At 42.7% G+C, this 14,276-nt stretch carries 12 protein-coding genes and 2 pseudogenes; all 14 read left to right on the top strand.

Annotated features, from left to right (window positions below):
* The first annotated feature begins 14 nt into the window (after nucleotides 1-14).
* On the top strand, nucleotides 15-1,274 hold the full coding sequence (locus tag QM830_RS04530) for an extracellular solute-binding protein (RefSeq protein WP_414325766.1): 1,260 nt from the start codon (nucleotides 15-17) through the stop codon (nucleotides 1,272-1,274).
* Between the two features lie 13 nt (nucleotides 1,275-1,287).
* A complete protein-coding gene (locus QM830_RS04525) occupies nucleotides 1,288-2,154 on the top strand; it encodes a carbohydrate ABC transporter permease (protein WP_000757161.1) in 867 nt (288 codons plus the stop codon).
* 13 nt (nucleotides 2,155-2,167) lie between these two features.
* Entirely contained in the window at nucleotides 2,168-3,001 is an 834-nt protein-coding gene (locus QM830_RS04520) for a carbohydrate ABC transporter permease (RefSeq protein ID WP_129299155.1), read from the top strand.
* A gap of 472 nt (nucleotides 3,002-3,473) precedes the next feature.
* A complete protein-coding gene (gene gtfA, locus QM830_RS04515) occupies nucleotides 3,474-4,916 on the top strand; it encodes a sucrose phosphorylase (protein ID WP_414325765.1) in 1,443 nt (480 codons plus the stop codon).
* Between the two features lie 125 nt (nucleotides 4,917-5,041).
* Nucleotides 5,042-7,465: a glycoside hydrolase family 3 N-terminal domain-containing protein gene (locus QM830_RS04510; RefSeq protein ID WP_414325764.1), complete on the top strand. Its 2,424-nt coding sequence runs from the start codon at nucleotides 5,042-5,044 to the stop codon at nucleotides 7,463-7,465.
* A 237-nt stretch (nucleotides 7,466-7,702) separates the two neighbouring features.
* Nucleotides 7,703-8,881, top strand: coding sequence for a galactokinase (locus tag QM830_RS04505; RefSeq protein ID WP_414325763.1), 1,179 nt, complete (start codon nucleotides 7,703-7,705; stop codon nucleotides 8,879-8,881).
* Nucleotides 8,882-8,893: 12 nt separating this feature from the next.
* A complete protein-coding gene (gene galT, locus QM830_RS04500) occupies nucleotides 8,894-10,366 on the top strand; it encodes a UDP-glucose--hexose-1-phosphate uridylyltransferase (protein WP_414325762.1) in 1,473 nt (490 codons plus the stop codon).
* Nucleotides 10,367-10,430: 64 nt separating this feature from the next.
* Nucleotides 10,431-11,429: a UDP-glucose 4-epimerase GalE gene (galE, locus tag QM830_RS04495; RefSeq protein WP_414325761.1), complete on the top strand. Its 999-nt coding sequence runs from the start codon at nucleotides 10,431-10,433 to the stop codon at nucleotides 11,427-11,429.
* A 128-nt stretch (nucleotides 11,430-11,557) separates the two neighbouring features.
* A complete protein-coding gene (locus QM830_RS04490; protein WP_009731261.1) occupies nucleotides 11,558-12,142 on the top strand; it encodes a DUF1307 domain-containing protein in 585 nt (194 codons plus the stop codon).
* Nucleotides 12,143-12,299: 157 nt separating this feature from the next.
* Entirely contained in the window at nucleotides 12,300-12,608 is a 309-nt protein-coding gene (locus QM830_RS04485) for a hypothetical protein (RefSeq protein WP_009731260.1), read from the top strand.
* Between the two features lie 102 nt (nucleotides 12,609-12,710).
* Nucleotides 12,711-13,142 carry a hypothetical protein gene (locus tag QM830_RS04480; protein ID WP_414325760.1) on the top strand — a complete coding sequence of 144 codons (432 nt, stop codon included), beginning with the start codon at nucleotides 12,711-12,713 and terminating at the stop codon, nucleotides 13,140-13,142.
* A gap of 91 nt (nucleotides 13,143-13,233) precedes the next feature.
* A pseudogene (locus tag QM830_RS04475) lies at nucleotides 13,234-13,656 on the top strand (hypothetical protein).
* A 12-nt stretch (nucleotides 13,657-13,668) separates the two neighbouring features.
* Nucleotides 13,669-13,878, top strand: coding sequence for a hypothetical protein (locus QM830_RS04470; protein WP_009731257.1), 210 nt, complete (start codon nucleotides 13,669-13,671; stop codon nucleotides 13,876-13,878).
* Nucleotides 13,879-13,884: 6 nt separating this feature from the next.
* Nucleotides 13,885-14,268 (top strand): annotated as a pseudogene (locus QM830_RS04465) (ISL3 family transposase); the annotation flags it as partial.
* Between the last annotated feature and the right edge of the window lie 8 nt (nucleotides 14,269-14,276).

Raw genomic sequence — 14,276 nt, 5'->3', positions numbered from 1 at the left:
AAGGAGACAGCCAAATGAAATGGTATAAAAAAATCGGACTTCTTGCGACAACAGGCTTAGCCTTGTTTGGGCTCGGTGCTTGCTCCAACGATGGAAAATCGGCGGATGGCACAGTGACCATCGAGTATTTCAACCAGAAAAAAGAAATGACTAAAACTTTGGAAGAAATCGCGCGTGATTTTGAAAAGGAAAACCCAAAGGTCAAGGTCAAAGTTGTCAATGTACCGAACGGTGGTGAAGTATTGAAAACACGTGTCCTCGCAGGAGATGTGCCAGATGTGGTTAATATATACCCACAGTCCATCGAACTACAAGAATGGGCAAAAGCAGGTGTCTTCGAAGATTTGTCCAATAAAGACTATCTGAAACGCGTGAAAAATGGCTATGCTGAAAAATATGCCGTGAACGGAAAAGTCTACAACGTTCCCTTTACAGCCAATGCTTACGGAATTTATTACAACAAAGATAAATTCGAAGAACTGGGCTTGAAGGTTCCTGAAACCTGGGATGAATTTGAACAGTTAGTCAAAGACATCGTTGCTAAAGGACAAACACCATTTGGAATTGCAGGTGCAGATGCTTGGACACTCAATGGTTACAATCAATTAGCCTTTGCGACAGCAACAGGTGGAGGAAAAGAAGCCAATCAATACCTTCGTTATTCTCAACCAAATGCCATTAAATTGTCTGATCCGATTATGAAAGATGATATCAAGGTCATGGATATCCTTCGCATTAAAGGTTCGAAACAAAAGAACTGGGAAGGTGCTGGCTATACCGATGTTATCGGAGCCTTCGCACGTGGGGATGTCCTCATGACACCAAATGGGTCTTGGGCGATTACAGCGATCAATGAACAAAAACCGAACTTTAAGGTTGGAACCTTCATGATTCCAGGAAAAGAAAAAGGACAAAGCTTAACTGTTGGTGCTGGTGACTTGGCATGGTCTATCTCAGCTACTACCAAACATCCAAAAGAAGCGAATGCCTTTGTGGAATACATGACCCGTCCAGAAGTCATGCAAAAATACTACGATGTGGACGGATCTCCAACAGCGATCGAAGGGGTCAAACAAGCAGGAGAAGATTCACCGCTTGCTGGTATGACCGAATATGCCTTTACGGATCGTCACTTGGTCTGGTTGCAACAATACTGGACCAGTGAAGCAGACTTCCATACCTTGACCATGAACTATGTCTTGACAGGTGATAAACAAGGAATGGTCAATGATTTGAATGCCTTCTTTAACCCGATGAAAGCGGATGTGGATTAGGAGTAGAGAGACTATGAAAAAAGTATTACAAAAATATTGGGCATGGGCATTTGTGGTCATCCCCCTCTTGTTACAAGCAATTTTCTTCTATGTGCCGATGTTCCAAGGAGCCTTTTACAGTTTTACCAACTGGACAGGTTTGACCTATAACTACAAGTTTGTCGGCTTGAACAACTTTAAACTCCTCTTCATGGATCCAAAATTCATGAATGCGATTGGCTTTACCGCGATCATCACGATTGCCATGGTGGTTGGTGAGATTGCACTTGGGATCTTCATTGCGCGTGTCTTGAACTCTAAAATCAAAGGTCAAACCTTCTTCCGTGCATGGTTTTTCTTCCCAGCTGTTTTGTCTGGTTTGACAGTAGCTTTGATCTTCAAGCAAGTCTTCAACTACGGTCTTCCAGCGATTGGGAATGCCCTTCATATTGAGTTCCTCCAAACCAGTCTTTTAGGGACTAAGTGGGGAGCAATCTTCGCAGCTGTCTTTGTCCTTCTTTGGCAAGGGGTGGCTATGCCCATCATCATCTTCCTAGCTGGTTTGCAATCTATTCCAACTGAGATTACAGAAGCAGCAAGGATTGATGGCGCGACTAGCAAGCAAGTTTTCTGGAACATTGAATTGCCTTACTTGCTACCAAGTGTCTCTATGGTCTTTATCCTAGCCCTAAAAGGTGGGCTGACTGCCTTTGACCAAGTCTTTGCCATGACCGGTGGTGGTCCAAACAATGCCACAACCTCACTTGGGCTCTTGGTTTATAACTATGCCTTTAAAAACAACCAATTCGGTTATGCCAATGCCATTGCCGTAATCTTGTTCTTCTTAATTGTAGTGATTTCGATCATCCAATTGAGAGTATCTAAGAAATTTGAAATTTAAGAGGAGAAGCACGATGAAACAAGATGAAAGAAAAGCCTTGATTGGCAAATACATTCTATTGATTCTAGGATCGGTTCTGATTTTAGTGCCCCTCCTTGCCACCCTCTTTAGTTCCTTCAAACCCACCAAGGATATCGTAGATAATTTCTTTGGCTTTCCAACCAACTTCACATGGGACAACTTTAGCCGTCTCTTAGCGGATGGGATCGGAGGCTATTACTGGAACTCTGTCGTCATCACTGTCTTGTCTTTACTTGCAGTAATGCTCTTTATCCCCATGGCAGCCTACTCCATCGCACGCAATATGAGTAAGAGAAAAGCCTTTACCATCATGTACACCCTCTTAATCCTTGGGATCTTCGTCCCATTCCAGGTTATCATGATTCCAATTACCGTTATGATGAGTAAACTCGGTTTGGCTAATACCTTTGGTTTGATCTTGCTCTACTTGGCCTATGCGATTCCACAGACCCTCTTCCTCTATGTCGGCTATATCAAAATCTCAATCCCAGAAAGTCTGGATGAAGCAGCAGAGATCGATGGGGCTAATAAATTTACAACCTATTTCCGCATCATCTTCCCAATGATGAAACCGATGCATGCGACAACCATGATCATCAATGCCCTTTGGTTCTGGAATGACTTTATGTTGCCACTCCTTGTCTTGAACCGGGATTCCAAAATGTGGACTCTGCCATTGTTCCAATACAACTACGCAGGCCAATATTTCAACGACTACGGACCAAGCTTTGCCTCATACGTGGTCGGCATTATCAGTATCACCATTGTCTATCTCTTCTTCCAACGCCATATCATCGCAGGAATGAGCAACGGCGCAGTGAAATAAGATACAAAGGGACGATTCAGCTTGCTGAAAATTTCTGTAGCACCCTAGGGCATCCACATCCGTAAACGACTGAAGTAGTAACGGCTGTGGAAATATAGGAAATCTGAATAAGAAGTCTTGGCTTCTTGGAAGATTCATCTTTTTCACACAGAGCTTAGGGTGTGTTCAATTCCGTATACAAAGGGACGATTCAGCTTGCTGAAAATTTCTGTAGCACCCTAGGGCATCCACATCCGTAAACTACTGAAGTAGTAACGGCTGAGGAAATATAGGAAATCGACGTAGTGTGCTTGCACACAAGGAGATTTATCTTTTTTCCTAAGAAATTAGTCCCGTGTTCAATTCCGTATACAAAGGGGCGATTCAGCTTGCTGATTTAAATCGTATCCTATGAAGCAATTCTTAAAATACATAAACTCATAAAAGCCAGGTCTCTTCAGACTTAGCTTTCAAAAAAGGAAAGGAAACCATTATGCCCATTCAAAATAAGACCATGTTAATTACTTACTCAGATAGTTTAGGAAACAACCTTAAGGATCTCTATGAAAATCTAGAGAAACATTTTGGGGATGCAGTCGGTGGGGTTCACCTCTTGCCTTTTTTCCCATCAACTGGTGACCGTGGCTTTGCGCCTGTGGACTATGACCAAGTGGATCCAGCCTTTGGAGATTGGGAAGATGTCAAACGACTGGGGGACAAGTACTATCTCATGTTTGACTTTATGATCAATCACATTTCCCGTCAGTCTAAATACTACAAAGATTATCAAGAGAAGCACGACCAAAGTGCTTACAAGGATCTCTTTCTCAACTGGGACAAGTTCTGGCCGGAGAATCGTCCGACTCAAGCGGATGTGGACTTGATTTATAAGCGCAAGGATCGAGCTCCCAAACAAGAAATTACCTTTGCGGATGGGACAACTGAGCATCTCTGGAATACCTTCGGGGAAGAGCAGATCGACTTGGACGTGACCAAGGAAGTGACCATGGACTTTATCCGCAAGACCATCGAACACCTGGCAAGCAATGGTTGTGACCTCATTCGCCTAGATGCCTTTGCCTATGCGGTCAAGAAATTGGATACCAATGATTTCTTCGTGGAGCCAGACATTTGGGACTTGCTGGACAAGGTGCGTGATATGGCAGCCAGCTACGGTGCGGAGCTCTTGCCAGAGATTCATGAACACTATTCCATCCAATTTAAGATTGCCGATCACGACTATTATGTCTATGACTTCGCGCTACCCATGGTGACCCTCTATACCCTCTATAGCTCAAAAGTGGATCGCCTTGCCAAGTGGTTGAAGATGAGTCCCATGAAGCAATTCACGACACTTGACACACATGACGGGATTGGGGTAGTTGATGTCAAGGATATCTTGACAGATGAAGAAATTGACTATGCATCAAATGAGCTCTACAAGGTAGGAGCAAATGTGAAACGCAAGTATTCAACAGCAGAGTACAACAACTTGGACATCTACCAAATCAATTCGACCTACTATTCAGCACTTGGAGATGACGATCGCAAGTACTTCCTAGCCCGCTTGATTCAAGCCTTTGCGCCGGGCATTCCACAAGTGTATTATGTTGGATTCCTAGCTGGGAAGAATGATTTGGAACTCTTAGAAAACACCAAGGAAGGACGCAATATCAACCGTCATTACTACAGCAATGAAGAAATTGCTCAAGAAGTAGAGCGTCCAGTTGTGAAATCCCTTCTCAAGCTCTTTAGTTTCCGGAACAACTCGCAAGCTTTTGACTTAGAAGGAAGCATTGAGGTGGAAACACCAGATGAACATACCATTGTCATTACGCGCCAAAACAAAGACCAGACCGTCACAGCAACAGCCCGAATCAATCTTGCTGACGGGACTTACCAAGTGACAGAAAATGGTCAAGACATTGTGTTTTAAAAAAATAGGAATGAACTAAAGGATAAGTGAAAAAGCGCTTATCCTATTTTTTATTTCAGGTATTGCAACCGTTTACAAAACTATAAAACAATGGTACAATATCCATGAAGAAAGGAGGTCGCTTTATGAAAAAAATCATTTATCCATCTGCGGCCCTATTAACGGCTTTTGCTCTATTATCGGTCCAAACAGCAAAGGCAGACACAGTTCAAACACCGGATCAAGCCAATGAACCGGCAGCAACAGTAGAGGAGGTTGTGGCATCTCCAGCTCCAGAAACCTCTACAGAAAATCAGGGAGGGGGAACTGAAACACCGGCTGCGACTGACCGTGAAGCAGTCCCTGCTACCTCGCCAACGGTGACAACAACGGAGACGGCATCTCCTCAAGTGGAAAAACTGCTTGAAGACATGCCTCTCAAGCAAAAGGTGACGCAAATGATCATGCCGGACTTCCGTAAGTGGCAGGAGGCAGGTCAGGAGTCGCCACAAGATCTCACCAAGGTCAATGCGGAAGTGGCAGAAGCTATTGATAAGTATGATTTTGGTGGCGTCATTTTGTTTGCTGAGAATGTGAAAGAAACCAAGCAAACACTGGCTCTGACACAAGATATGCAAAAGGCGGCTATTGAAAACAAGGCCAATAACGGGAAGATTCCGCTGTTGTTAGCCATCGACCAAGAAGGGGGGATCGTCTATCGATTGGGTAGCGGTACAGCTCTCCCCGGAAATATGGCGATCGGAGCGACCAATGATCCTAAACTAGCTAAAGAGGCCGGTCAAATCATCGGACGTGAACTTTCTGCACTAGGCCTGAATGTGGACTTCGCTCCGGTTCTAGATACCAATAATAATCCACAAAACCCTGTCATTGGGCTTCGTTCCTTCTCCTCTGATCCAAACCGGGTTGCTTACTTAGGAATTCCAATGATGAAAGGGATTCAAGACTACAATGTCGCTGTAGCTGCTAAGCATTTCCCAGGTCATGGAGATACAGCGGTCGATTCCCATACAGGTCTCCCCTTGGTGGACAAATCTCTTACCGAACTTGAAAAATTAGAACTCCTTCCATTCAAAAAAGCCATGGATGCTGGCGTAGACCTCTTGATGACGGCCCATATCCAATACCCACAAATTGAAAAAGATCAGGTTGTGTCAAAAGAAACTGGTGAGAAAATTTATGTTCCAGCGACACTCTCTGATGATATTTTAACGGGCTTGGTACGGAAGAAATACGGCTATAAGGGCGTGATTGTTTCTGATGCCATGGGAATGGATGCTATCGCTAAGAACTTCGGTGAAGTCGAAGCTGTAAAAATGGCCATCAAGGCTGGAGTTGACCTGGTCTTGATGCCAACGACCCTTCGCAGTAAAACCGATTTAAGCAAGATTGATACCATTGTCGATGAAGTGGTGCGTGCGGTGCAAACGGGTGACATCTCAGAAGAACGTTTAAATGAGTCAGTTCGTCGGATTCTCACCCTCAAAGAAAAACGCGGGGTCCTGAATTTTGATCCGAGTGCTCGGACGCCTGAAAAAGCAGAAGAAGCAGTCGGCTCCAACCTTAATCGTGATTTGGAACGCAAGATTGCGGCAGCAGCGGTGACAGTTGTAAAAAATGAAGACCATACCTTACCATTTAAGGTTCAAAAAGGAGATCATGTCCTCCTCTTAGGAGCTTTTGAAAATGAAGTCCCTGGACTAAATTTGGGCATGCGTCGCTTAATCGCGGATGGGGTGCTTCCAAAAGATACCTCCTTTGTGGCCAAGAACTTCACCAAAGAATCCACCCTTGATAGTCTAAAAGAAGACCTCGAAAAAGCCACTCACATCGTAGTGATTTCAGAGATCGGTTATGAAGGGCAACTGGATAAAAATTTCTGGCGAACCAAGATCCCAACTGAAATCGTCCAATATGCCAACACCAACCATAAGAAGGCAGCTGTCCTTTCCATCTCGAAACCTTATGATGTAGCCAACTATCCAGCAGCCAAAGCTATTCTAGCAGTCTATGGAAATAAGGGAATGGATCCGACAGAATCCCTCAAACCAGACAATGCCTTCGGTCCTAATATTCCTGCAGGAGTGGAAGTCATCTTCAATGGTAAGGAACACCTAGGTACCTTACCGGTGGATATTCCAAAAATTGTAGATGGAAAAATGTCGGAAACAGAGTATGCTTACCGTATTGGTCATGGTCTCTTCTATCCAGCACCTGCTCCATTACCAACACCATTACCAACACCAGAAGCCCAAGACCCAACTTCACCAGTTTTAGATCCAACCCATCAGACAAAACCAGTAGTGGTTGGAAATACAGAGACACAGGTCCTTCTTAGCAAGCAAGAAAATGCAAGCTCTCTTGATGGACCACAAGTTACTCCGGTCTCTGTGTCACATGACACTGCTCAGGCTCCTGCAAGTGTATCCGCTAGTCCTGCTTCATCGGTATTGCCAAAGACCGGTCAAACCGAGAACCTCCTAGCCCTTATGGGTGTCAGCCTCTTAACCTTCCTTGGATCCTTTGTCTATCCAAGAAAGAAAAACTAAGGAATGAAGAATCTCAATTGGGTCACTCCCAATTGAGATTTTTTGATAAAATTTTACTAAAATTAACTCAAAATAGAATAGTATAAGAGGTCGAGATAGAGCAGGGAAGCACTATTGTAAGCTTTTTGAAGACAATATAAAAAATAAATAAAATTTTACTAAAAATACTTGAAGTTTTACTTTTAATCGATTATAATACAAGTATAAAAACGTTTACAAAATTAAAAGGAGTTTCTCATGACTACATCAATCACGTCTCAAGATCTACAAGAAAAGTTTCAGGCTGTCTTTGGCGAGAAGGCTGATCATACCTTCTTTTCACCAGGACGGATTAATTTGATCGGTGAACACACAGACTACAACGGAGGGCATGTCTTCCCAGCAGCCATTACGCTTGGTACCTACGGGGCAGCAAGAAAGCGTGAGGATAAGGTCTTGCGTTTCTTCTCAGGAAATTTTGAAGACAAGGGGATCATTGAAGTCCCACTGGATCATCTTCGTTTTGAAAAAGAGCACAACTGGACCAACTATCCAAAAGGTGTGCTTCATTTCTTACAAGAAGCGGGACACGTCATTGATAGCGGCATGGACGTCTATGTCTACGGCAATATTCCTAATGGATCAGGCCTCTCCTCTTCAGCTTCCTTAGAGCTCTTGATTGGCGTCATCGCTGAGAAACTATTTGATCTTCAGTTAGACCGCTTAGATCTGGTCAAGATCGGGAAACAAACCGAAAATCACTTCATCGGGGTTAATTCTGGTATCATGGACCAATTTGCCATCGGTATGGGGGCTGATCAACGGGCTATTTATCTCGATACCAACACCCTAGAATATGATTTGGTACCGCTGGACCTTAAAGACAATGTCGTGGTCATCATGAATACCAACAAACGCCGGGAATTAGCGGATTCCAAATACAATGAACGTCGCGCGGAATGTGAAACCGCCGTCTCTGAACTCCAAGAAAAACTAGACATCCAAACCTTAGGGGAATTGGATCTCTGGGCTTTTGATGCTTACAGCTACTTGATCAAGGATGAAAATCGCATCAAACGGGCTCGTCATGCTGTACTTGAGAACCAACGGACCCTCCAAGCACGCAAGGCGCTTGAAGCAGGTGATTTGGAAGGCTTTGGCCGTCTCATGAATGCTTCCCACGTATCTTTGGAGCATGACTATCAAGTGACTGGTCTAGAATTGGATACCTTAGTGCATACAGCTTGGGAACAAGAAGGAGTGCTTGGTGCTCGTATGACGGGAGCAGGCTTTGGTGGGTGTGCCATCGCCCTTGTCAACAAAGATAAGGTTGAGGCTTTTGAGGAAGCTGTCGGCAAACGCTATGAGGAAATCGTTGGCTATGCGCCAAGTTTCTACATTGCAGAGGTTGCTGCGGGAACACGGGTGCTTGATTAAAAAGGAGATAGGATGACAGAACTGGTATTAGATGCATTTGTCACAGCCGTCATTGATGCAAGTGACTATGAAGAGATGGATCGGATTTATCTAAAAAACCGCGTTATGAGTCGCATTGGAGAAGAAGGGCTAGACGCCCCAGCTCATCAAGCTGACTTGATCGCACTCAAAGATCAGCTGGTGGAAATCGCAGTTGCGAATAGTAAGATCCAAGATAGCATGGCCGCAAAGGACAGCTTGGGAGCAGAGTTGATGGATTGGATCACACCCAGTCCTAGTCAGGTCAACCGCTATTTCTGGGAGACTTACGGTCAGTCCAAGGAAGATGCGATTGCTGATTTCTACGCCCTCTCTAAGCGCAATGATTACATCAAGGTCAAGGCGATTGCACAAAACATTGCCTTTGAGGCAGAAACTCCCTATGGCTCCCTTGAAATCACCATCAATCTGTCAAAACCTGAAAAAGATCCTAAAGACATCGCAGCGGCGAAGCTGGCTAAAGCTAGTCATTATCCAGCCTGCCAACTGTGCTTTGAAAATGAAGGCTATCAAGGTCGCCTAGACCATCCTGCCCGTGCCAATCATCGGATCATCCGCTTTGACATGGACGGTCATGACTGGGGCTTCCAGTATTCCCCTTATGCCTACTTCAATGAACACTGCATTTTTCTCGATAGCCAGCATGTTCCTATGGCCATTAGCCGCAAGACCTTTGAGCGACTCTTGACCATTGTCGAGACTTTTCCAGGCTATTTTGCAGGCTCCAATGCAGATCTACCCATTGTAGGAGGATCCATCCTGACTCATGACCATTATCAAGGCGGACGCCACACCTTCCCTATGGAGCTGGCTCCTGTTGAGGAAAGCTTTACCATTGAGGGCTTTGAAGCTGTATCGCTAGGAATTGTAAACTGGCCTATGTCAGTTCTTCGTTTGCAATCGGACGACAAGGCACAATTGATTGCCCTGGCAGACCATATCCTAACAGCCTGGCGAAGCTACTCGGATCCAGCTGTGCTAGTCTTAGCGGCATCCGACGGTCAGCCCCACCATACCATTACCCCTATTGCACGGATCCGTGATGGGCATTATGAACTGGACTTGGTGCTCCGTGACAACCAAACCTCACCAGAGCATCCCGATGGTATTTATCACCCACATGCGGATGTGCAACACATTAAAAAAGAAAATATCGGCCTGATCGAAGTCATGGGCCTAGCGATTTTGCCACCACGACTCAAGGAAGAGCTCAAGCAGGTCCAAAACTATTTGCTTGACCGTGAGAGCACACTGGCAACCTACCACCAGGACTGGGCTGCTGACTTGAAAGCCACTCACCCATCCATCACAGAAGAAGCAGAAGCAGAAACCATTGTTCGTGAATCAGTCGGTCAGATCTTTGCGCGCGTGCTCGAAGATGCCGGTGTCTACAAGAGAAGCGCAGAAGGACAAGCTGCGTTTAGACGCTTTGTTGCGACACTTTAAGTGTGGAGAAGCGACAGAAATTTGATACAATAAGAGAGAAGACAAAGAAGCGAAAGGAAAACAAATGGCAATACTCGTACTCGGAGGAGCTGGCTATATCGGTTCCCACATGGTAGACCGTTTGGTCAATGAAGGACAGGAAAAAGTCGTCGTGGTCGATAGCCTGGTCACAGGCCACCGTGCAGCGGTGCATCCAGATGCCGTCTTTTACCAAGGAGACCTAGCGGATCAAGACTTTATGCGCACTGTTTTTAAGGAACATGCAGATATTGATGCGGTCATCCACTTTGCGGCCTACTCACTGGTCGCGGAATCTATGGCGGATCCATTGAAATATTTTGACAACAATACAGCTGGCATGGTCAAACTCTTGGAAGTCATGCATGAATGTGGGGTGCACTACATCGTCTTTTCTTCAACCGCTGCCACCTACGGTATTCCAGAAGAGATTCCGATTCTTGAAACCACTCCACAAAAACCAATTAATCCTTATGGCGAAAGCAAACTCATGATGGAAACCATCATGCGCTGGGCCGATCAAGCCTATGGCATCAAGTATGTGCCCCTTCGTTACTTTAATGTGGCTGGTGCTAAGCCAGACGGGTCGATTGGCGAAGACCACGGACCAGAGACCCACCTCTTACCAATCGTTTTACAAGTAGCCCAAGGTAAACGCGAGAAGATCGCAATTTTTGGAGATGACTACGATACACCAGATGGTACCAATGTTCGGGACTATGTCCATCCATTTGACTTGGCAGATGCCCATCTGCTTGCGGTGGAGTATCTCAGAAAAGGGAATGAATCGACTGCCTTTAATCTGGGCTCATCGACCGGATTCTCTAATCTTCAAATCGTTGAAGCAGCCCGCAAGGTGACGGGACATCCGATTCCACTTGAAATTGCAGATCGTAGACCAGGAGATCCAGATACCCTGATCGCATCCTCTGAGAAGGCGCGTGCAATTCTCGGCTGGCAACCAAAATTTGATAATATCGAAACCATCATCCAAACAGCCTGGGCTTGGCATTTCAGCCACCCAGATGGCTACAATGATCGATAAGGAGGGGGCTGCAACCATCATTTTGAGGCTTTTCTAATAACATCTAAAACGACAGTTGATCTTGCTAAATGACTCATTTCAGACGTCAGTCATTTCCTTAACCATCATAAAATAGTGAGGGATTCAAAATGAATAAAACCACAAAATTGTTAGCCGTCTTCTTGACAGCGGGTCTTCTTTTAGCTGGTTGCGCACAAAAAGAGACTACAAAATCTACTAGTCAATCGTCCAGTAAAGCGACGAGTAAAGCAACAAGCAAATCATCCGCTAAAGAAAAGACAGAAGAGTCATCAACTGATGAAAGCAAAAAAGAAGATGCACTAGCAGGTGCTCAAAAAACCGTTCTTGAAACGAGTGATGAAGCAGGTAAGACCACTGTAACCTTGTATTACAAGGGAGATACCTTGTTGGTACAAGAAAAAGTTGATGATTACGACGTCTCAAAAGTGCCTGGTGAGAACCCTCTTGAATCCATGAAAGAAGCCGTTGCCAAGAGCCAAGAAACATTCAAAGATCTGATGGGCCATGGATTTGAACTGACATCAGAATATAAAGATGGAATCTTTTATATTCGCAATACCATTGATTACACAAAAATCGATTTGAAAAAATTAAAAGAAATCGTACCAGGCTTTAATCCGCTAGATGACAATACAGTCAGTTATTCAGTAACGAAAGACAGTCTGATCAAGGGCGGAATGGTAGAAAAATAAACAAAATGGAGAGCAGCTCAGTTTGCTGCTCTCTTTTTGTTTTAGTATGAATTCATGGCCATATTTTGGTAGAATAGGATTTAAACAAAAGTGAGTTTAAAGAAATTTAACTTAACTGTAGTATGAAAAAATAGCATTAGTTAATGAGGTTTTTCTAATGATGAACAGTAGTATGAAAGAAATTTTTTTAGAAGAGATCGATCATTTGTTGTCTATCATTGACAAATATAATATTAAAAATATTGGTCCACAAGTGGATGAGCTACATATTTTGAAAGAATATGTAAATACTAATAAAGAAATGAGTTTAAGGGATAAATTGACAATTTATCAAGCCCTTTTTCCACCACATGGGGGATTATCTGACATTTACTATTGGAATAATGATATTGAAATAAGAAAACAGACTAACGAGACTATTGCTGAATTAACGATGATTATTGCTAATTATTTATTGGAACGGTAACCTTTGCTGATATTAACGAATTATGTAAAGCCATTAAAATTAGAACTCGAATGATGAATTAAAAAAGTAGATTTTTACTTAGATTGAAATAGAAATAATAAAATGATAATAAAATTAAAAAACAAAATTGAATCCGAAGTTGCAAAAATTGGAAATTTAAAATTAGATGAATTTGGAATTTATTTTTCCGAACAACCTCCCTACTTTCCAGAAGGAATTTCTGTAATAGAGGATGGAAATGGAAGATATAATATGGCTTTTACTGAACGAGGGGAAATAAGATCTGAGATTTCTAAATTAGATGATAACGAGGTAATTTATCAAATTTTAAAGATAATCATGAAAAATATTTCATCACATAACATTGATGAAAAAGATGTAGATTTAATTGATAAATTGATCAAAAATAATGAATTTGAAAAAGTTAGTCAATTGGTTGAGAAAGTAAAAGAGAATAGATATAGATATGAAAAGGAATTATTTGAAAAGATCAGCCCATTATATACATCATGGTACGAAAGAGAGCATTCATAATTTATATAATTCAGATTGCTAAGTAAATGTGGATTGAAGAAGCAAACTTCCAGATGATTATGAATCGCAGCTTAAGTAAGGAACGTATAAAATGAAACCAACAAAATTTGAATGGGAAGATGTTACCCAATTTGAGGAAATTGAAGGATATGGAAAATCCATTTGGAAAAATGAGGACAAATATTATTTAGTTTTAGAAGAAGGCACCGTAGCTTCTTGGTTAGTAATCTATGAACTCCCACAAGAATTATTTGCTCTATTAGAGAGTGGGGAGAGAACGTTCCAAGAAGTTTCCTGGAAAGTTCAGAATGACTCTTAGCCACCGACGGAAGAAGAGAGAAAAGAGTCTAGAAGAAAATTTATAAGTAAATATCCAGCTTCTTTGATAGATGTCCCTAAAAATAGGAAACTGTTCTCTAAGGAAGAACTTGAAGAATTGATTCCAATTGCGGAGAAACAGTGGATTGAATCTGAAGGCAAACTTCCAGATGATTATGTATTACCACTTAAGTAAAAGAGGTATAGAATGAAACCAACAAGACTACAATGGGAAGATGTTATCCAATTTGAAGAGGTAAAAGGATACGGTCAGCATATCTGGAGAGATGGTAATCATCTTTATTATGTTGATGAGGAGGGAGGAATTGCCCCTCAGCGTGTGGTTTATGAATTCCCATTAGAACTATTTCAATCACCCTACCAAGTTTTTCTGAGTTACTTGAAAAGTCTAACTTAATTTGACAATTTAGGCAATAAAGAAATCCTAGACAAGCTTTTGAGCTATTCAGAAGACTTGAAATACCACTATAATCTCTATCAGCTCTTGCTTTTTCACTTTCAGAATAAGGAACCAGAGAAATTTTTTGGACTCATTGAAGACAATATAAAGAAGGTTCATTCTCTTTTTCAGACTGTCTTTAAAACATTTCTAAAGGACAAAGGGAAAATCATCAATGCCCTTCAGTTATCCTATTCCAACGCAAAATTGGAAGCGACTAATAATCTCATCAAACTTATCAAACGCAATGCCTTTGGTTTTCGGAACTTTGAAAACTGCAAGAAGCGAATTTTCATCGCTCTGAATATCAAAAAAGAAAGGACGAAATTTGTCCTTTCTCGAGCTTAGCTTTTCTT

It is taken from the genome of Streptococcus sp. OMI750 (genome assembly GCF_047463895.1).
Taxonomy (GTDB): Bacteria; Bacillota; Bacilli; order Lactobacillales; family Streptococcaceae; genus Streptococcus.
Note: the sequence above shows the minus strand (reverse complement) of the source record. Positions and strands in the feature narration are given on the sequence as shown.